Annotated in this window: 16 protein-coding genes and 1 tRNA gene; 10 read left to right on the top strand and 7 right to left on the bottom strand. The window is 72.3% G+C overall.

Going from position 1 to position 15,489, the window contains the following annotated elements:
- Positions 1-55 precede the first annotated feature (55 nt).
- The 3 genes from IE287_RS12730 to IE287_RS12740 form a co-directional block, all read right to left on the bottom strand.
- Positions 56-129, bottom strand: a tRNA-Pro gene (locus IE287_RS12730).
- Between the two features lie 38 nt (positions 130-167).
- Positions 168-851, bottom strand: a complete 684-nt coding sequence (locus tag IE287_RS12735; protein ID WP_189849101.1) for a Pr6Pr family membrane protein — start codon at positions 849-851, stop codon at positions 168-170.
- Positions 852-891: 40 nt separating this feature from the next.
- A complete protein-coding gene (locus tag IE287_RS12740; RefSeq protein ID WP_189849102.1) occupies positions 892-1,830 on the bottom strand; it encodes a metallophosphoesterase in 939 nt (312 codons plus the stop codon).
- A 74-nt stretch (positions 1,831-1,904) separates the two neighbouring features.
- Here IE287_RS12740 and IE287_RS12745 point away from each other — a divergent pair, with 74 nt between their 5' ends.
- Positions 1,905-2,369, top strand: a complete 465-nt coding sequence (locus IE287_RS12745) for a GatB/YqeY domain-containing protein (protein WP_189849103.1) — start codon at positions 1,905-1,907, stop codon at positions 2,367-2,369.
- 67 nt (positions 2,370-2,436) lie between these two features.
- On the opposite strand, the gene IE287_RS12750 is transcribed toward IE287_RS12745, so the two are convergent.
- Entirely contained in the window at positions 2,437-4,677 is a 2,241-nt protein-coding gene (locus IE287_RS12750) for a transglycosylase domain-containing protein (protein ID WP_189849104.1), read from the bottom strand.
- Between the two features lie 386 nt (positions 4,678-5,063).
- Here IE287_RS12750 and IE287_RS12755 point away from each other — a divergent pair, with 386 nt between their 5' ends.
- Complete coding sequence (locus tag IE287_RS12755; protein ID WP_030495795.1) at positions 5,064-5,408, top strand: WhiB family transcriptional regulator; 345 nt, start codon at positions 5,064-5,066, stop codon at positions 5,406-5,408.
- 24 nt (positions 5,409-5,432) lie between these two features.
- Here IE287_RS12755 and bagB read toward each other — a convergent pair whose 3' ends face one another.
- Complete coding sequence (gene bagB / locus IE287_RS12760) at positions 5,433-6,893, bottom strand: ATPase BagB (protein WP_373307842.1); 1,461 nt, start codon at positions 6,891-6,893, stop codon at positions 5,433-5,435.
- Entirely contained in the window at positions 6,890-7,855 is a 966-nt protein-coding gene (gene bagA, locus IE287_RS12765) for an ATPase BagA (protein ID WP_189849105.1), read from the bottom strand. The genes bagB and bagA overlap by 4 nt, the downstream gene beginning before the upstream one ends.
- Positions 7,856-7,968: 113 nt before the next feature.
- Between bagA and sp36 the strand changes: the two genes are divergently transcribed.
- The 5 genes from sp36 (at position 7,969) to IE287_RS12790 (ending at position 11,392) form a co-directional block, all read left to right on the top strand.
- Complete coding sequence (sp36, locus tag IE287_RS12770) at positions 7,969-8,124, top strand: Sp36 family protein (RefSeq protein ID WP_158821993.1); 156 nt, start codon at positions 7,969-7,971, stop codon at positions 8,122-8,124.
- Positions 8,121-8,591 carry a RidA family protein gene (locus tag IE287_RS12775; RefSeq protein WP_189849106.1) on the top strand — a complete coding sequence of 157 codons (471 nt, stop codon included), beginning with the start codon at positions 8,121-8,123 and terminating at the stop codon, positions 8,589-8,591. The genes sp36 and IE287_RS12775 overlap by 4 nt, the downstream gene beginning before the upstream one ends.
- Before the next feature lie 142 nt (positions 8,592-8,733).
- Positions 8,734-9,594, top strand: coding sequence for an NUDIX hydrolase (locus tag IE287_RS12780; RefSeq protein ID WP_189849107.1), 861 nt, complete (start codon positions 8,734-8,736; stop codon positions 9,592-9,594).
- The gene (locus tag IE287_RS12785; RefSeq protein ID WP_189849108.1) at positions 9,591-10,421 is read left to right on the top strand and encodes an MBL fold metallo-hydrolase; all 831 of its coding nucleotides are present in this window, start codon (positions 9,591-9,593) and stop codon (positions 10,419-10,421) included. The genes IE287_RS12780 and IE287_RS12785 overlap by 4 nt, the downstream gene beginning before the upstream one ends.
- Before the next feature lie 83 nt (positions 10,422-10,504).
- Positions 10,505-11,392 (top strand): prohibitin family protein, encoded by an 888-nt coding sequence (locus IE287_RS12790; protein WP_189849109.1) that lies wholly within the window; start codon positions 10,505-10,507, stop codon positions 11,390-11,392.
- A 77-nt stretch (positions 11,393-11,469) separates the two neighbouring features.
- Here the strand turns inward: IE287_RS12790 and IE287_RS12795 are convergent, their stop codons facing one another.
- A complete protein-coding gene (locus IE287_RS12795) occupies positions 11,470-12,144 on the bottom strand; it encodes a Crp/Fnr family transcriptional regulator (protein ID WP_030495802.1) in 675 nt (224 codons plus the stop codon).
- A gap of 185 nt (positions 12,145-12,329) precedes the next feature.
- On the opposite strand from IE287_RS12795, the gene nth reads away from it, so the two are divergent.
- The 3 genes from nth to IE287_RS12810 all read left to right on the top strand — a co-directional run bounded on the left by nth (position 12,330) and on the right by IE287_RS12810 (position 15,451).
- Positions 12,330-13,415 (top strand): endonuclease III, encoded by a 1,086-nt coding sequence (gene nth / locus IE287_RS12800; RefSeq protein ID WP_229883442.1) that lies wholly within the window; start codon positions 12,330-12,332, stop codon positions 13,413-13,415.
- Between the two features lie 64 nt (positions 13,416-13,479).
- Positions 13,480-14,184, top strand: a complete 705-nt coding sequence (locus tag IE287_RS12805; RefSeq protein WP_189849110.1) for an NUDIX hydrolase — start codon at positions 13,480-13,482, stop codon at positions 14,182-14,184.
- Positions 14,185-14,251: 67 nt separating this feature from the next.
- Entirely contained in the window at positions 14,252-15,451 is a 1,200-nt protein-coding gene (locus IE287_RS12810; protein WP_189849111.1) for a MarP family serine protease, read from the top strand.
- The last annotated feature ends 38 nt before the right edge of the window (positions 15,452-15,489 follow it).

The raw sequence follows: 15,489 nt of genomic DNA on the forward strand, positions 1-15,489 counted from the left end.
AAACGACTCAGGGCCCGATCCGCTTGCGCGAATCAGGCCCTGAACCTTCTGGCTGTCGGGGTGGCGGGATTTGAACCCACGACCTCTTCGTCCCGAACGAAGCGCGCTGCCAAGCTGCGCTACACCCCGATGTCGCTGTTTCGTTCTTCACGTCGCGGCGACATCGATTACTTTAGCCCACCCGCGCCCAGAGATGAAATCCGGTTTCGGCGCCCCGCCACCGCAGGTCGGAAGCGGTCCGCCGCGACGAGGAGGAGACCGACGGCGAGGAAGACGGCGCCGAGGACGAGGGCGTTGACCAGGACCCCGGCGTAGCCGTGGGCGGCGACGTCGAGGAAGGGGTAGGTGTAGCGGGTCCGGGCGCCGGCGGGGAGCAGCGCGCCGCGGACGAGGGCGAAGAGCAGGTACGCGCCGGGCGCGGCGAGCCACAGCACGGCGTGGCGGGGCCGGAAGGCGCCGGGCGGGGTGAGCAGCAGCCACTCCAGGGCGACGCCGATCGGCGTGACGGTGTGCAGGAGCTGGTTGGCGACGGCCCGGGCGCCGGAGAGGCGGGCGATGTCGGCGGCCTGGTTGAAGGAGCTGCCCGGGTTGTCGAGGACCAGGTGGAAGACGAGGCCGACGACCGTGATGCAGAGGAGCACCCCGCCGGTCCACACCGCGGGCACCGGCGGCCTGCCGGTCCAGGCGCGGGCGGCGCCCAGACCGAGGACGACGGCGACCGCGGTGTTGGTCCAGACGGTGAAGAAGCCGAGGACGACCAGGGGGTTCCCCTCGGCGCACTCGATCGCGATGCCGGTGGCCGCGGCCAGGGCGATCAGACCGCGGACGAGGGCGGCGGGGCGGTTCGGCATGGCCTCACGGTACGGGGGCGGGTCCGCCCCCGTGCGGAGGTCAGGCGCGTGCCGTCAGGGTGAGCAGCGTCGCCTCGGGCGGGCAGGCGAAGCGGACCGGGGTGAACCGGTTGGCGCCGCATCCCGCGGAGACGTGCAGGTAGGAGGTGTGGCCGCCGGCGGTGTGGGTCGAGAGGCCCTTCACGCGGTCGGTGTCGAGGTCGCAGTTGGTGACGAGCGCCCCGTAGAAGGGGATGCACAGCTGTCCGCCGTGGGTGTGCCCGGCGAGGACCAGCTCGTAGCCGTCGGCGGTGAAGGCGTCGAGGGCGCGCAGGTAGGGGGCGTGGACGATGCCCAGCGAGAAGTCGGCCGAGGCGTCGGGGCCGCCGGCCACCCGCTCGTACCGGTCCCGCTTGATGTGCGGGTCGTCGAGGCCGGTGAAGGCCAGGTCGCCCTGGGGCAGCTTGAGCCCGCCGCGGGTGTTGGTGAGGTCGACCCAGCCGGCCGCGTCGAAGGCGTCCTTGATGCCCTCCCACGGGTTGTGCACGGCGCCGACGACCGGCTTGTTGCCGTTGAGCCCGTGCCGGCCCTGGGCCTTCTCCAGCAGGTAGAGGGCGGGGTTGCGCAGCCGGGGGCCGTAGTAGTCGTTGGAGCCGAAGACGTAGACGCCGGGGAACTCCATCAGCGGGCCCAGGGCGTCGAGCAGCTCCGGCACGGCCTCCGTGTCGGAGAGGTTGTCGCCGGTGTTCACGACGAAGTCGGGGCGGAGCCCGGCGAGCTTCTGCAGCCAGGCGCGCTTCTTGTCCTGCCCGCACACCATGTGGATGTCGGAGACCTGGAGGACCCGCAGGTCGGCCATGCCGGGGGGCAGGACGGGGACGGTGATCCGGCGGAGCCGGAAGGAGCGGGGCTCGATGCCCGCCGCGTAGACGAGTCCGGCGGCGGCCGTGGCCGCGACGCCTGCCGTGATCTTCAGGGGGAGCCCGTACCGTGCGCGCATCCCCCCATCGTTCCAGACCCGCGGGGTGGAAATGGACGGGCGGTGGGCGGTGCGCACCTGCGACACTGGGTGCCATGACCACGCTCAAGGCACGACTGAAGGACGACCTCAACGCCGCGATCAAGGACCGCGACGAACTGCGCTCCTCGACCCTGCGGCTGACCATCGCCGCGATCACCAAGGAGGAGGTCGCGGGCAAGACCAAGCGCGAGCTCTCCGAGGACGAGGTGCAGAAGGTGATCGCCAAGGAGGCGAAGAAGCGGCGCGAGGCCGCCGACGCCTTCGAGCAGGGCGGTCGCCACGAGTCGGCCGAGCGCGAGCGGGCGGAGGGAGTCCTCCTCGACGCGTACCTGCCGAAGCAGCTCTCGGACGAGGAGCTGGAGGGGATCGTCGCCGCCGCCGTCGAGGAGGCGAAGGCGGCCGGTGCCGAGGGCCCGCGCGCGATGGGCGCCGTCATGAAGATCGTGAACCCGAAGGTCGCGGGGCAGGCCGAGGGCGGCCGCGTGGCCGCCGCGGTGAAGAAGCTGCTCGCGGGCTGAGGGCCCGACACGCGAAGGGGCGCCCCCACCGGACCGGTGGGGGCGCCCCTTCGCGTGTCCGTCCGCGTCAGCGGTTGCCGCGGCCGCCGTTGCCCCGGCCGGCGTCCCCGCCGGTCAGGTCCGGGAGCGTGATGCCGGGGAACGGGTCGGTCGGCTGGCCGGCCGGCTTGTCGTCCTCGTCGCGGTCGCGGTCGCGCGGCTTGCCGTCCTCCTCCGGCTTCTCCTTCGGCTTCGGCTTCTCGGCCCGGGGGACCTTGACCGGGACGAAGGAGGGGGCGTCCGAGCCGAGCGCCCCGGTCATGGCGATCCGCCAGATCGGACCGGGGAGGCAGCCGCCGCAGACCTTGTCGTAGTAGACGCCGCCGATGGTGATGTCGAACATCTCGTCGCGCTTGCCGACGTCGTCGCCGACCCAGACGGCGGTGGACAGGTTCGGGGTGTAGCCGACGAACCAGGCGTCCTTGCGGCCCTCGGTGGTACCGGTCTTGCCCGCGTTGTCGCGGTCGCTCAGGCCCGCCCGGGTACCGGTTCCGTCCTCGACCACGCCCTTCAGCATCTGGTTGATGGTGTCGGCGGTGCGGTCGGACATCGCGCGCGTGCACTTGGTCTGCGGCACGTTCAGCTTGTCGCCGTTGGCGGCCTTGATGGAGTCGATGATCACCGGTGCGCAGTAGATGCCGCGGTTGGCGAAGGTCGCGTAGACGTTGGCCATGTCGAGCGGGGTGCTCTCCAGGCTGCCGAGGGTGGCGGACGGGCTCTGCCGGATCGACTTGCCGAGCTCGCGCTCGTAGCCGACCTTCTTGGCCATCGTCAGCGTCTCGCAGAGGCCGGCCGCCTGCTCCAGCTTGGCGAAGTAGGTGTTGATGGACTTGCCGAGGGCGCTCGTCATGTCGTACGCCCCCTTCTCCGACTCGAGCTCGTTCTGGACGGACCAGTCCGCGTAGCCCGAGGGCTTGCCGTCGCAGCGCGTGTAGTCGCTCTCCTTCATGGAGATCTTCCACGGCGTGTCGTAGCTCGTCGCCGGGGACAGCCCCTTCTCCAGGGCGGCGGCGGCGGTGATCGGCTTGAAGGTCGAGCCGACCGGGAAGCCGTACGTGGTGCCGCCCATCTTGCTGCCGACGGCCAGGTTGAGCGTGGTCTGGTGCTGCTTCTGGTCCAGGCCGTAGGGGCGGGACTGGCTCATCGACAGGATCCGGCCGGTGCCGGGCTGGACCTGGACGACGGCGGTCGCGACCCCGTCGTCCTTGTTGACCTTGGCCACGGCCGCCTCGTTCGCCGCCGCCTGCGCCTTCGGGTCCAGCGTGGTCCGGACGGTCAGGCCGCCCAGGTTCCACAGCTTCTGGCGCTCCTCGGCGGTCTTGCCGAAGACGGGGTCGCTGAGGATCGTCTTGCGGACGTAGTCGCAGAAGAAGCCGGCGCCGTCGACGGCGGTGATGCAGCCGTTCCTCGGCGTCTTCACCTTCAGCTTGATCGGGGTGGCCTTGGCCTTGTCGAACTCGGCCTGGCTGATGTCGCCGACGTCCGCCATGCGCTGGAGGACGATGTTCCGGCGCTTGGTGGCTTCCTCGAGGTCGTTGATCGGGTCGAAGCGGCTCGGCGACTGCACCAGACCGGCCATCATCGCGGCCTCGCCCAGGCTGAGCTTGGCCGCGGGCTTGGAGAAGTAGCGCTGCGAGGCGGCCTCGATGCCGTACGCCTGCTGCCCGAAGAACGTGATGTTGAGGTAGTTCTCCAGGATCTTCTTCTTGCCCAGCTCCTCCTCGACCTGGATCGCGTACTTCAGCTCGCGGACCTTGCGGCCGATCGTCTGCTGGGTGGCCTGCGCGACCTTCTCCGGGTCGTCGCCCGCCTCCTCGACGAAGACGTTCTTCACGTACTGCTGGGTCAGGGTGGAGGCGCCCTCGGAGACCCCGCCCGACTGGGCGTTCTTGTTGATCGCGCGCAGCACGCCCTTGAGGTCGATCGCGCCGTGCTCGTAGAAGCGCGCGTCCTCGATCGCGACGATCGCCTTCTGCATGTAGGGGGAGATCTTCTCCAGCGGCACCACCTTGCGGTCCCGCGAGTAGACCGTGGCGATCAGCCCGCCCTTGGAGTCCAGGATCGTGGTGCGCTGACTGAGCGGCGGGGTCTTCAGGTTCGCGGGGATCTCGTCGAACCCCTCGACCGTGCCCTTCGCCGCCAGACCCAGTGCGCCGGCCGCGGGCAGGGCGATGCCCGCCAGCACGGCTCCGGAGAGCACACTGACACCGAGGAACTTGGCGGCCTGCTGGGTCCCGGTCAGACCACCGCCCGAGCGCTTCTTTGCCATGGGGGCAGCCTACGTTCTCAATCGCCGGACACACGTATATGCCTTGGCCTAAGCTGCTCCCAACTGTCACAGGAGTACGGCCCGGCATCAACCCCCGTGCGTGACATTCGCCTGATTTCCGGCATGTGTTCCCGCGTCCCCGAATGCGCGGCAAGGGCATGTCCGATTCCGGCGCGTGTGTCGTGAGGTGTCCCATAACACACGCATGTCCTTCGCTCACTCCCCTGGGTGATCTGACGCGCACGCATAGTCCGTTCGGACCATTCAAGATTGGGCCCGAAGGGGGTGTTGCGCTGTCCCCGCCTTCCGTAACGTCCCAACTGGCAGCGGTGAATATGCCGCTGCCGCCGTGGGGGAGCCTCGATTCGGGAGAGGACGGCGCCGGTATGGGCTGGGTAGCTGACTGGAGTGCGCAGGCGGCCTGCCGCACTACCGATCCGGATGAACTTTTCGTGCAGGGAGCGGCACAGAACAGGGCAAAGGCGGTGTGCACCGGCTGCCCGGTGCGCACCGAGTGCCTGGCCGACGCCCTGGACAACCGTGTGGAGTTCGGTGTGTGGGGCGGCATGACGGAGCGCGAGCGCCGTGCCCTGCTGCGCCGGCGCCCCACGGTCACCTCGTGGCGGCGGCTCCTGGAGACCGCGCGCACCGAGTACGAGCGCGGCGCGGGCCTGCTGCCCGTGGCCATGGAGGACGACGCGACGTACGAGGAGTACGCCGCGGTCGGCTAGTCCCGCTCGCCCCGTGAGGTCCCGTCAGGACCGGTCGCGCGGGGTGGAGAGGCGCTCACCGATGGCCCGCAGCCCGGCGAGGTCGTGCACATCGCCGGGCAGGGCGGCCACCTCGGTCACCGCCACCTCCGGGTGGAGCGCCGTGAAGCGGTCCCGTGTGTGCTGCTCGCGCGCGAGCACCCGCATCCGCTCGGCGTGGAGCCGGAGCAGGCCCGCGGTGAGCCGCGCGAGCTCCGGGTCGGTGTCCGGGCCCGTGCTGTCCGGACCGGTGTCCGGGTCCGTGGTGCTGTCCTGACCGGTGTCCGGTCCGGTGCTGTCCGGACCGGTGTCCCTGCTGCTGTGCTCTTCGGACGCGTCGGCTGTGGGGGCAGCCTCGGATGCGGAGGGGCGTGCGGGGGAGACGGCGGCGGTGGCGGGGTGCGACGGCTCGGACGACGTGGCCGGGGCGCCACGCTGTCCAGTCTTCCCGGGCCCCTGATCCACAATGCGGCCCTCGTCAAGATTTTCCGCGGCCGCCCGCGCCCGCTCGGCCGAGAGCCGCGCCGCCCCGCTGCCGTGGACCCGGTTGAGGACGAGACCGGCCAGCGGCATGCCCTCGGCGGCCAGCCGCTCCACGAAGTACGCCGCCTCCCGCAGCGCGTCCCGCTCGGGCGCCGCGACCACCAGGAAGGCCGTGCCCGGCGCCTGGAGCAGCCGGTAGGTGGCGTCCGCCCGGGTCCGGAAGCCGCCGAACATCGTGTCCATCGCGGCCACGAAGGTCTGCACGTCGCCCAGGAACTGACCCCCCAGCAGCTTCCCCAGCGTCCCCGTCATCATCGACATGCCGACGTTGAGGAACTTCATCCCGGCCCGGCCGCCCACCTTCGCCGGCGCCATCAGCAGCTTGATGAACTTCCCGTCGAGGAAGGACCCCAGCCGCTTCGGCGCGTCCAGGAAGTCCAGCGCCGAACGCGACGGCGGGGTGTCGACGACGATGAGGTCCCACTCGTCCCGGGCCCGCAGCTGGCCCAGCTTCTCCATCGCCATGTACTCCTGCGTACCGGCGAACCCGGCCGACAGGGACTGGTAGAAGGGGTTCTCCAGGATCGCCCGCGCCCGTGCCGGGTCCGCGTGCGCCTCGACGATCTCGTCGAAGGTCCGCTTCATGTCCAGCATCATCGCGTGCAGCTCACCGCCGTCGGAGCCCTTGATGCCGTCGACCCTGCGCGGGGTGTTGTCCAGCGCGTCGATGCCCATCGACTGGGCCAGCCGGCGGGCCGGGTCGATGGTGAGGACCACCACCCGCCGGCCCCGCTCCGCCGCCCGCACGCCCAGCGCCGCCGCCGTGGTCGTCTTGCCGACCCCGCCCGCGCCGCAGCAGACGATGATCCGGGTCCCCCGGTCGTCGAGGACCGGATCGATGTCCAGGAAGGGCACCGCGTCCAGGCCGGCCCCCGCCGGGGGCACCGGCCCGCCGTCCGCCGGGCCCGGGGTCTTCTCCGTCACGCCGCACCCACCCCTTGCTTCCGCAGTTCCTTCGCCAGGCGGTAGAGGCCCGCGATGTCCGCCCCGTCGCCCAGGTAGGGCAGCTCGTACGCGGGCAGGCCGATGCCGTCCAGGACGGCGCGCTGGTCCCGCTCCAGCTCCACCCGGCGGGCGTGCTCGGCGGCCTGGTCGAGCAGCGGCTCCACGAGGCCCGCGGCGCCCGCGACCCCGGCGCCCGCCAGCGTCCGCGCGATCGCCTCGCGGTGGTCGCCGGAGGCGGCCCGCACCGCCGCCTCGTCCAGGACCTGCGGGCGGACCATGTTGACCACCACCCGGCCCACCGGCAGCCCCGCCGCGCGCAGTTCGGCGACGCCGTCCGCCGTCTCCTGGACCGGCATCTCCTCCAGGAGGGTCACCAGGTGCACGGCCGTGTCCGGGGACTTGAGGACGCCCATCACCGCCTGCGCCTGGTGGTGTATCGGGCCGATCCGGGCCAGCCCGGCCACCTCGTCGTTCACGTTGAGGAAGCGGGTGATGCGGCCGGTCGGCGGCGCGTCCATCACCACGTGGTCGTAGACCGGCCGGCCGTCGCGCTCCCGCCGCCGGACCGCCTCGCACGCCTTCCCGGTGAGCAGGACGTCCCGCACCCCCGGGGCGATCGTCGTCGCGAAGTCGATCGCGCCGAGCTTCTTCAGGGCCCGGCCCGCGCCGCCCAGTTTGTAGAACATCTGGAGGTAGTCGAGGAGGGCGCGCTCGGCGTCGATCGCCAGCGCGTACACCTCGCCGCCGCCCGGAGCCACGGCGATCTTGCGCTCCTCGTAGGGAAGCGCCTCCGTCTCGAAGAGCTGTGCGATGCCCTGTCTGCCTTCGACCTCGACGAGGAGCGTGCGCTTCCCCTCCGTCGCGAGGGCGAGGGCGAGGGCGGCGGCGACCGTCGTCTTACCGGTACCGCCCTTGCCGCTGACGACCTGGAGCCTGCTCACGCTGTCGAGCCTAACCACTGGCGGGCCCGCGCAATCAGCGGACCGCCCCGGAGAAGTCCCCTGGGGGGAGAGCCTCGGCGGAGCATCCCCCCGCAGCGGCTACAGTCGCCTCCATGACCAAGTGGGAGTACGTCACGGTGCCGCTTCTGGTGCACGCGACCAAGCAGATTCTCGACAACTGGGGCCAGGACGGCTGGGAGCTCGTCCAGGTCGTGCCCGGACCCAACCCGGAGCAGCTCGTGGCCTACATGAAGCGGCCGCAGTCGTGAGCGGGGCCGTCGAGGCGCGGATCGCCGAGCTGGGGCTGAAGCTGCCCGAGGTCGTCCCGCCGCTCGCCGCCTACCAGCCCGCCGTGCAGTCCGGCGTGTACGTCTACACCTCGGGCCAGCTCCCGATGGTGGACGGCAAGCTCCCGGTGACCGGCAAGGTCGGCGCCGAGGTGACCGCCGAGGAGGCCAAGGCCCTCGCCGCCACCTGCGCGCTGAACGCCCTCGCCGCCGTGAAGTCGGTCGCCGGCGACCTCGACCGGATCAAGCGGGTCGTGAAGGTCGTGGGCTTCGTCGCCTCCGCCGCCGACTTCACCGGCCAGCCCGGTGTCGTCAACGGCGCCAGCGAGCTGCTCGGCGAGATCCTCGGCGAGAAGGGCGTCCACGCCCGCAGCGCCGTCGGCGTCACCGTCCTCCCGCTCGACGCCCCCGTCGAGGTCGAGGTCCAGGTCGAGCTGACCGAGGCCTGACCGGGGCCCGGACCGGCCGCCACGCGCGCGTGGCGCCGGCCCGCGGGACCCGTACCCGGATCGTCCGCGCGCGGAGCCGGCCGCCCCTTCCCCGGGGCGGCCGGCTCTCGTGCATTCCGTTCGTTGCGCATAGCATCCGGCCATGTCGAATGGTCAGTGGTACCCGCCGGAATGGCCCGACCGCATCCGCGCCCTCGCCGCCGGCGAGCTGGTGCCGGTGACGCCCCGGCGCGCCGCCACCGTGCTCCTGCTGCGCGACGCCGGCGCCGGGCCCGAGGTCCACATGCTGCGCCGCCGCACCTCCATGGCCTTCGCCGGGGGCGCGTACGCCTACCCCGGCGGCGGCGTCGACCCGCGCGACGAGCAGCCGGTGCGCTGGGCCGGGCCCTCCCGGGAGGAGTGGGCCGGCCGGCTGGGTCTGGACGATCCCGCGCAGGCCCAGGCAGTGGTCTGCGCCGCCGTCCGCGAGACCTTCGAGGAGGCGGGCGTGCTGCTCGCCGGCGAGACCCCGGACACCGTCGTCGGCGACACCACCGGGGACGACTGGGAGCGGGACCGGGCGGCGCTGGTCGCCCACGAGCTGTCCTTCGCGGACTTCCTGGACCGGCGCGGCCTCGTGCTCCGCTCCGACCTGCTCGGGGCGTGGGCCCGCTGGATCACCCCCGAGTTCGAGCAGCGCCGGTACGACACCTGGTTCTTCGTGGCCGTCCTCCCGGAGGGGCAGCGCACCCGGGACGTCTCCGGGGAGGCCGACCGGACCGTCTGGACCCGTCCGGCCGACGCCGCCGACGGCTACGACCGGGGCGAGCTGACGATGATGCCGCCCACGATCGCGACCCTGCGGTCCCTCCGGCCCTGCTCCACGGCCGCGGAGGCCCTGGCGGCGGCCGGGAAGCAGTCCCTGACGCCGGTACTGGCCCAGGCGCGTGTGGAGGGCGGCCAGGTGGTCCTGACCTGGCCGGGGCACGACGAGTTCACCAAGCGGGTCGGAGGCACCCCGTGACCGACGCCGCCGCCCTGCCGGGCCGGCCGCGCGGGCTCGTCGCCTCCGGGCCCGCGACCGACCGGGCCGTGAACGTGCTCGCGCCCAACCCGTCCGCGATGACCCTGGACGGCACCAACACCTGGCTGCTCTCCGAGCCCGGCTCCGGCCTGGCGGTCGTCGTCGACCCCGGCCCGCTCGACGAGGGCCACCTCCGGCGCGTGATCGACACGGCACAGGAGCTGGGCAAGCGGATCGCGCTGACCCTGCTGACGCACGGCCACCCGGACCACGCCGAGGGCGCGGGCCGCTTCGCGGAGCTGACCGGGACGCACGTCCGCGCGCTCGACCCGGCGCTCCGCCTCGGCGAGGAGGGGCTCGGCGAGGGCGACGTGGTCGCGGTCGGCGGCCTGGAGCTGCGGGTGGTGCCGACGCCCGGCCACACCTCCGACTCGCTCTCCTTCCACCTCCCCGCCGACCGCGCGGTGCTGACCGGCGACACGATCCTGGGGCGCGGCACGACGATGGTGGCGCATCCGGACGGGCGCCTCGGCGACTACCTGGACTCGCTGCGCCGGCTGCGCTCGCTGACCGTGGACGACGGCGTGCACACGGTCCTGCCGGGCCACGGTCCGGTCCTGGAGGACGCCCAGGGGGCCGTCGACTACTACCTGGCGCACCGGGCGAGCCGGCTCGCCCAGGTGGAGACCGCGGTGGAGCGGGGGCACCGGACGGCGGCGGACGTCGTGGCGCACGTCTACGCGGACGTCCACCGCTCGCTGTGGCCGGCCGCCGAGCTGTCGGTCCGGGCACAGCTGGAGTACCTGCGGGAACGTGGCCTGATCTGACCGGGCACCCCGGGAACCCCGGAGCCTCCCCACGTGTCTTACGCTCCGCTTACATCAGGCTGTAGCTCTCGGGGGGAATGCCCATGTTCGTCATATCCATCCTGCTGGTCATCGCCGCGGTGGTGCTCTGGTTCGTCGGCCGTGCGCAGGACTCGACCGGCTGGAAGCTGGGCGCCGGCGGCACCCTGCTGGCCGGCGTCTTCTCGTTGATCGTGAGCATGACGTACGTGATCAGCGCGTACGAGGTCGGCGTGCCGGTCGCCTTCGGCAAGGTCGGGACGCCGATGACCTCCGGCATGCACGTGAAGTCGCCCTTCACCGACGTCACGACCTTCTCCACCCGCCCGGTCGACCTCAACCTCTCCGACAAGGACGTGGTCGAGGTCCGCTCCTCGCAGGGCGGTGTCATGTACGCCGAGGTCACGGTGAAGTGGGCCGTGGTCCCGTCGAAGGCCGTCGAGCTGTACAAGCTCGCGGGCAGCGAGGACGCCATCCAGCAGCGGCTGGTCTACCCGGACAGCCGTGAGATCGTCCGGAACGTCTTCGCCCGCTACACCAGCGAGCAGGGGTACGCCTCCGACCGGGAGAAGATCAACGCCGAGATCGCCGCCCTGATCACGGAGCGCCTGAACCCGCGCGGCATCGTGGTGACCACGGTCAACCTGCGGAACGTGAAGCCCTCGGACGCGCTCCAGGGTCAGATCGACCGCAAGATCCAGCAGCAGCAGGCCACCGAGCGGGCCCTGGAGGCCGCCCGCACCGCCAAGGCGGACGCGGACCGGCGCCGCATCGAGGCGGAGGGCATCGCCCGCGCCAACAAGATCCTCAACGACTCGCTGACCGACAAGGTCCTGGCGAACCAGTGCATCGACGCCTTCAAGGAGGCCGCGGCCAAGAACCCGGTCTACGCGGTCCCCTGCGGCTCCGGCGGCGGCTCCGCCCCGGTGATCGTGGACGGCACCAAGCGCTGACCGACCGCCCGCACGGCACGCGGAAGGGGGCCGCCCGGTCGAACCGGGCGGCCCCCTTCTCGTCCGTACGGGCTCCGCTAGCGCGAGCGCTTCGCGAGGCGCTCCACGTCCAGCAGGATCACGGCACGGGCCTCCAGGCGGAGCCAGCCGCGCTGGGCGAAGTCGGCGAGCGCCTTGTTCACGGTCTCGCGGGAGGCGCCGACCAGCTGGGCCAGCTCCTCCTGGGTGAGGTCGTGGACGACGTGGATGCCCTCCTCCGACTGCACGCCGAAGCGGCGCGACAGGTCGAGGAGCGCCCGGGCGACGCGGCCCGGCACGTCGGAGAAGACCAGGTCGGACATCTGGTCGTTGGTCTTGCGCAGGCGGCGGGCGACGGCCCGCAGCAGGGCGCCGGCCACCTCGGGGCGGGCGTTCAGCCAGGGCTGGAGGTCGCCGTGGCCGAGTCCGAGCAGCTTGACCTCGGTCAGCGCCGTCGCGGTCGCGGTGCGCGGACCCGGGTCGAAGAGGGACAGCTCGCCGATGAGCTCGCCGGGGCCGAGGACGGCCAGCATGTTCTCCCGCCCGTCGGGGGAGGTGCGGTGCAGCTTCACCTTGCCCTCGGTGACCACGTACAGGCGGTCGCCGGGGTCGCCCTCGTGGAAGAGCGCGTCGCCACGGGCGAGCGTCACCTCACTCATCGAGGCGCGCAGCTCGGCGGCCTGCTCGTCATCGAGCGCCGCGAAGAGCGGGGCGCGCCGCAGAACGTCGTCCACGAGTTCACTCCTACTGTCGACCTGCTCACGGGACCTGGCTCCCATGATGCCGGACGTGCCAAACAGTGCGATCAATCACAACAAGTTTGACGCACCGGACGCCATTGCCGAACGTCAGGGGCCCGATCGGGGTCCGATCGGCGGCGGGCGGGGCGGATGTCGGCCCCGGCCCCTAGGCTGGCCGGGTGTCCAACTCGCCGGTGAGAACGCAGGCCAAGGGGGCTGGAAGAGTGTCGGCCGAAGGGAATTCCGCTGTGGGCGAACACGGCGCGTCGAAGCGGTCGAATGGGGCGAATCGGGATGATTCGTCCCCGCGGGCGGTGACGGGGAAGAAGCCCGTGACGGCCGGGAGGAAGTCCGGGGCGGTCGCGAAGGCGCCCGCGAGGACCTCGGCGAAGGCGCCCGCCGGGACCTCCGCGAAGGCGCCCGCGAAGTCCGCGGCCAAGACCACCGTCAAGGCGTCCCCCAAGGCCGAGTCGCGGCTCGGCATGGTGCGGCGGGCGCGGCGGATCAACCGGGAGCTCGCGGAGGTGTTCCCGTACGCCCATCCCGAGCTCGACTTCCGCGACCCCTTCGAGCTCCTGGTCGCCACCGTGCTCTCCGCGCAGACCACCGACCTGCGGGTGAACCAGACGACCCCCGCGCTCTTCGCCCGGTACCCCACCCCCGAGGACCTGGCCGCGGCCGTCCCCGAGGAGGTCGAGGAACTCATCCGGCCGACCGGCTTCTTCCGCGCCAAGACCAGGTCGATCATGGGCCTGGCCGCGGCCCTCAGGGACGAGCACGGCGGTGAGGTCCCCGGCCGCCTGGAGGACCTGGTGAAGCTCCCCGGCGTCGGCCGCAAGACCGCCTTCGTCGTGCTCGGCAACGCCTTCGGCGTCCCCGGCATCACCGTCGACACCCACTTCATGCGGCTCGCCCGCCGCTGGCGGTGGACCGAGTCCGACGACCCGGTCAAGATCGAGGCCGAGATCGCCGGGATCTTCCCGAAGAGCGACTGGACGATGCTCTCGCACCGGGTGATCTTCCAGGGCCGCCGCATCTGCCACGCCCGCAGACCCGCCTGCGGGGCCTGCCCCATCACCCACCTCTGCCCGGCCTACGGGGAGGGCGAGACCGACCCCGAGAAGGCGCGGAAGCTGCTCAAGTACGAGAAGGGCGGCTACCCCGGCCAGCGCCTCAACCCGCCCGCCGACTACCCCGGCCGCCCCGCGCCTCCCGCGCCCGGCGTGGCCCCCGGGGCCGTACAGCGTCCCTCCGGGGCGGAGTGAGCACGGGACGGACCTCCGGGAACGCGGAGGCACGACGACGGCGTTGGACGACACGGGGGTGCCCATGACGCGCACGGACGAAGAGACCTACGACCCCGGCACCGGCGGCCTGCTGGACCGGGAAGGCCTGCCCGACTGGCTCGCGCCGGTCGACCGGGCCGCGCGCACGGTCGCGCCCGAGCAGCTGAGCCGCTTCCTGCCGCCCGAGAGCGGCGCCGGCCGCCAGTCCGCCGTCCTCGTCCTCTTCGGCGACGGCGAGCGCGGCCCCGAACTGCTCCTCATGGAGCGGGCCGGCAGCCTCCGCTCGCACGCCGGGCAGCCCTCCTTCCCCGGCGGCGCCCTCGACCCCGAGGACGGCGACCCGGCCGACGGCGGACTGCTGCGGGCCGCCCTGCGCGAGGCCGAGGAGGAGACCGGCCTCGACCCGGCCGGCGTCCAGCTCTTCGGCGTGCTGCCCCGGCTCTACATCCCGGTCAGCGGCTTCGTCGTCACCCCCGTCCTCGGCTGGTGGCGCGAACCGAGCCCGGTCGGCGCCGTCGACCCCGCCGAGACCGCCCGGGTCTTCACGGTGCCCGTGGCGGATCTCACGGATCCGGCCAACCGCGCCACCGCCGTCCACCCGGCCGGTCACGCGGGCCCCGCCTTCCTCGTCGCGTCCGCCCTGGTCTGGGGTTTCACCGCCGGAGTGATCGACAGACTGCTGCACTTCGCGGGCTGGGAGCGCCCCTGGGACACCTCCCGTAAGGTCCCGCTCGACTGGCGGTCATGACAGGCTGGCTCCCCGGGCGACCGGAGAAGAATCGGCGACCGGAACCGAACCTGCGAGGCTGACGACCGTGAACGTGCTGGACATCCTGCTGCTGCTCGCGGCCGTGTGGTTCGCGATCATCGGCTACCGCCAGGGCTTCGTGGTCGGCATCCTCTCGGTGGTGGGCTTCCTCGGCGGCGGACTGGTGGCCATGTGGCTGCTGCCGATCCTGTGGGACCAGCTCACCGACAAGAGCGAGGTCTCCACCTCGGTGACCGTCATCTTCGTGATGGCGGTGATCGTCTGCGCCTCCGTCGGCCAGGCCTTCACCACCCACCTCGGCAACAAGCTCCGCCGCCACATCACCTGGTCCCCGGCCCGCGCCCTCGACGCCACCGGCGGCGCGCTGGTCAACGTGGTCGCCATGCTCCTCGTGGCCTGGCTGATCGGCTCGGCCCTCGCCGGCACCTCGATGCCCACCCTGGGCAAGGAGGTGCGCGGCTCCAAGGTGCTCCAGGGCGCCTCCCGGGTGATGCCCGATCAGGTCGGCGCCTGGTTCGCCGACTTCAGCTCCACCCTCGCCCGCAGCGGCTTCCCCCAGGTCTTCAGCCCCTTCGCCAACGAGCCCATCACCGAGGTGCTGCCCCCCGACCCCCGGCTCGCCGGCAGCCCCGTCGCGACCCTCGCCCAGCGCTCGATCGTCAAGGTCGTCGGTACCGCCCCGAGCTGCGGCAAGGTCCTGGAGGGCACCGGCTTCGTCTTCTCCGACCGCCGGGTGATGACCAACGCGCACGTGGTCGGCGGCGTCGACGAGCCCACCGTGCAGATCGGCGGCGTGGGCCGGCTGTACGACGCCAAGGTCGTGCTCTACGACTGGCGCCGGGACATCGCCGTCCTCGACGTGCCGGACCTGGAGGCCGCCCCGCTGCGCTTCACCGACCAGGAGGCGCACAGCGGGGACGACGCCATCGTCGCCGGCTTCCCCGAGAACGGCTCGTACGACGTCCGCTCCGCCCGCGTGCGCGGCCGGATCAGCGCCGACGGCCCCGACATCTACCACCGGGGCGAGGTGCGCAGGGAGGTCTACTCGCTGTACACGACGGTCCGTCAGGGCAACTCCGGAGGCCCGCTCCTCACCGAGGACGGCACGGTCTCGGGCGTGATCTTCGCCCGCTCCCGCGACGACGCCAACACGGGGTACGCGCTGACGGTCGACGAGATCCGCGAGGACATCGAGCGCGGCCGCACCGCGAACCAGCAGGTGGACACCGACGGCTGCGCCCTCTGACCCCGGACGGCCGGGAGCCCGGCGGTCCGGGCATCCGG

This window comes from Streptomyces omiyaensis, from assembly GCF_014650895.1.
Classification (GTDB): Bacteria; Actinomycetota; Actinomycetes; order Streptomycetales; family Streptomycetaceae; genus Streptomyces; species Streptomyces omiyaensis.

What these genes read in the sequence shown, in the direction of transcription:
- IE287_RS12735 (WP_189849101.1), bottom strand. Translation starts at nt 851, where the DNA reads ATGCCGAACCGCCCCGCCGCCCTCGTCCGCGGTCTGATCGCCCTGGCC.
- IE287_RS12740 (WP_189849102.1), bottom strand. Translation starts at nt 1,830, where the DNA reads ATGCGCGCACGGTACGGGCTCCCCCTGAAGATCACGGCAGGCGTCGCG.
- IE287_RS12745 (WP_189849103.1), top strand. Translation starts at nt 1,905, where the DNA reads ATGACCACGCTCAAGGCACGACTGAAGGACGACCTCAACGCCGCGATC.
- IE287_RS12750 (WP_189849104.1), bottom strand. Translation starts at nt 4,677, where the DNA reads ATGGCAAAGAAGCGCTCGGGCGGTGGTCTGACCGGGACCCAGCAGGCC.
- IE287_RS12755 (WP_030495795.1), top strand. Translation starts at nt 5,064, where the DNA reads ATGGGCTGGGTAGCTGACTGGAGTGCGCAGGCGGCCTGCCGCACTACC.
- sp36 (WP_158821993.1), top strand. Translation starts at nt 7,969, where the DNA reads ATGACCAAGTGGGAGTACGTCACGGTGCCGCTTCTGGTGCACGCGACC.
- IE287_RS12780 (WP_189849107.1), top strand. Translation starts at nt 8,734, where the DNA reads ATGTCGAATGGTCAGTGGTACCCGCCGGAATGGCCCGACCGCATCCGC.
- IE287_RS12790 (WP_189849109.1), top strand. Translation starts at nt 10,505, where the DNA reads ATGTTCGTCATATCCATCCTGCTGGTCATCGCCGCGGTGGTGCTCTGG.
- IE287_RS12805 (WP_189849110.1), top strand. Translation starts at nt 13,480, where the DNA reads ATGACGCGCACGGACGAAGAGACCTACGACCCCGGCACCGGCGGCCTG.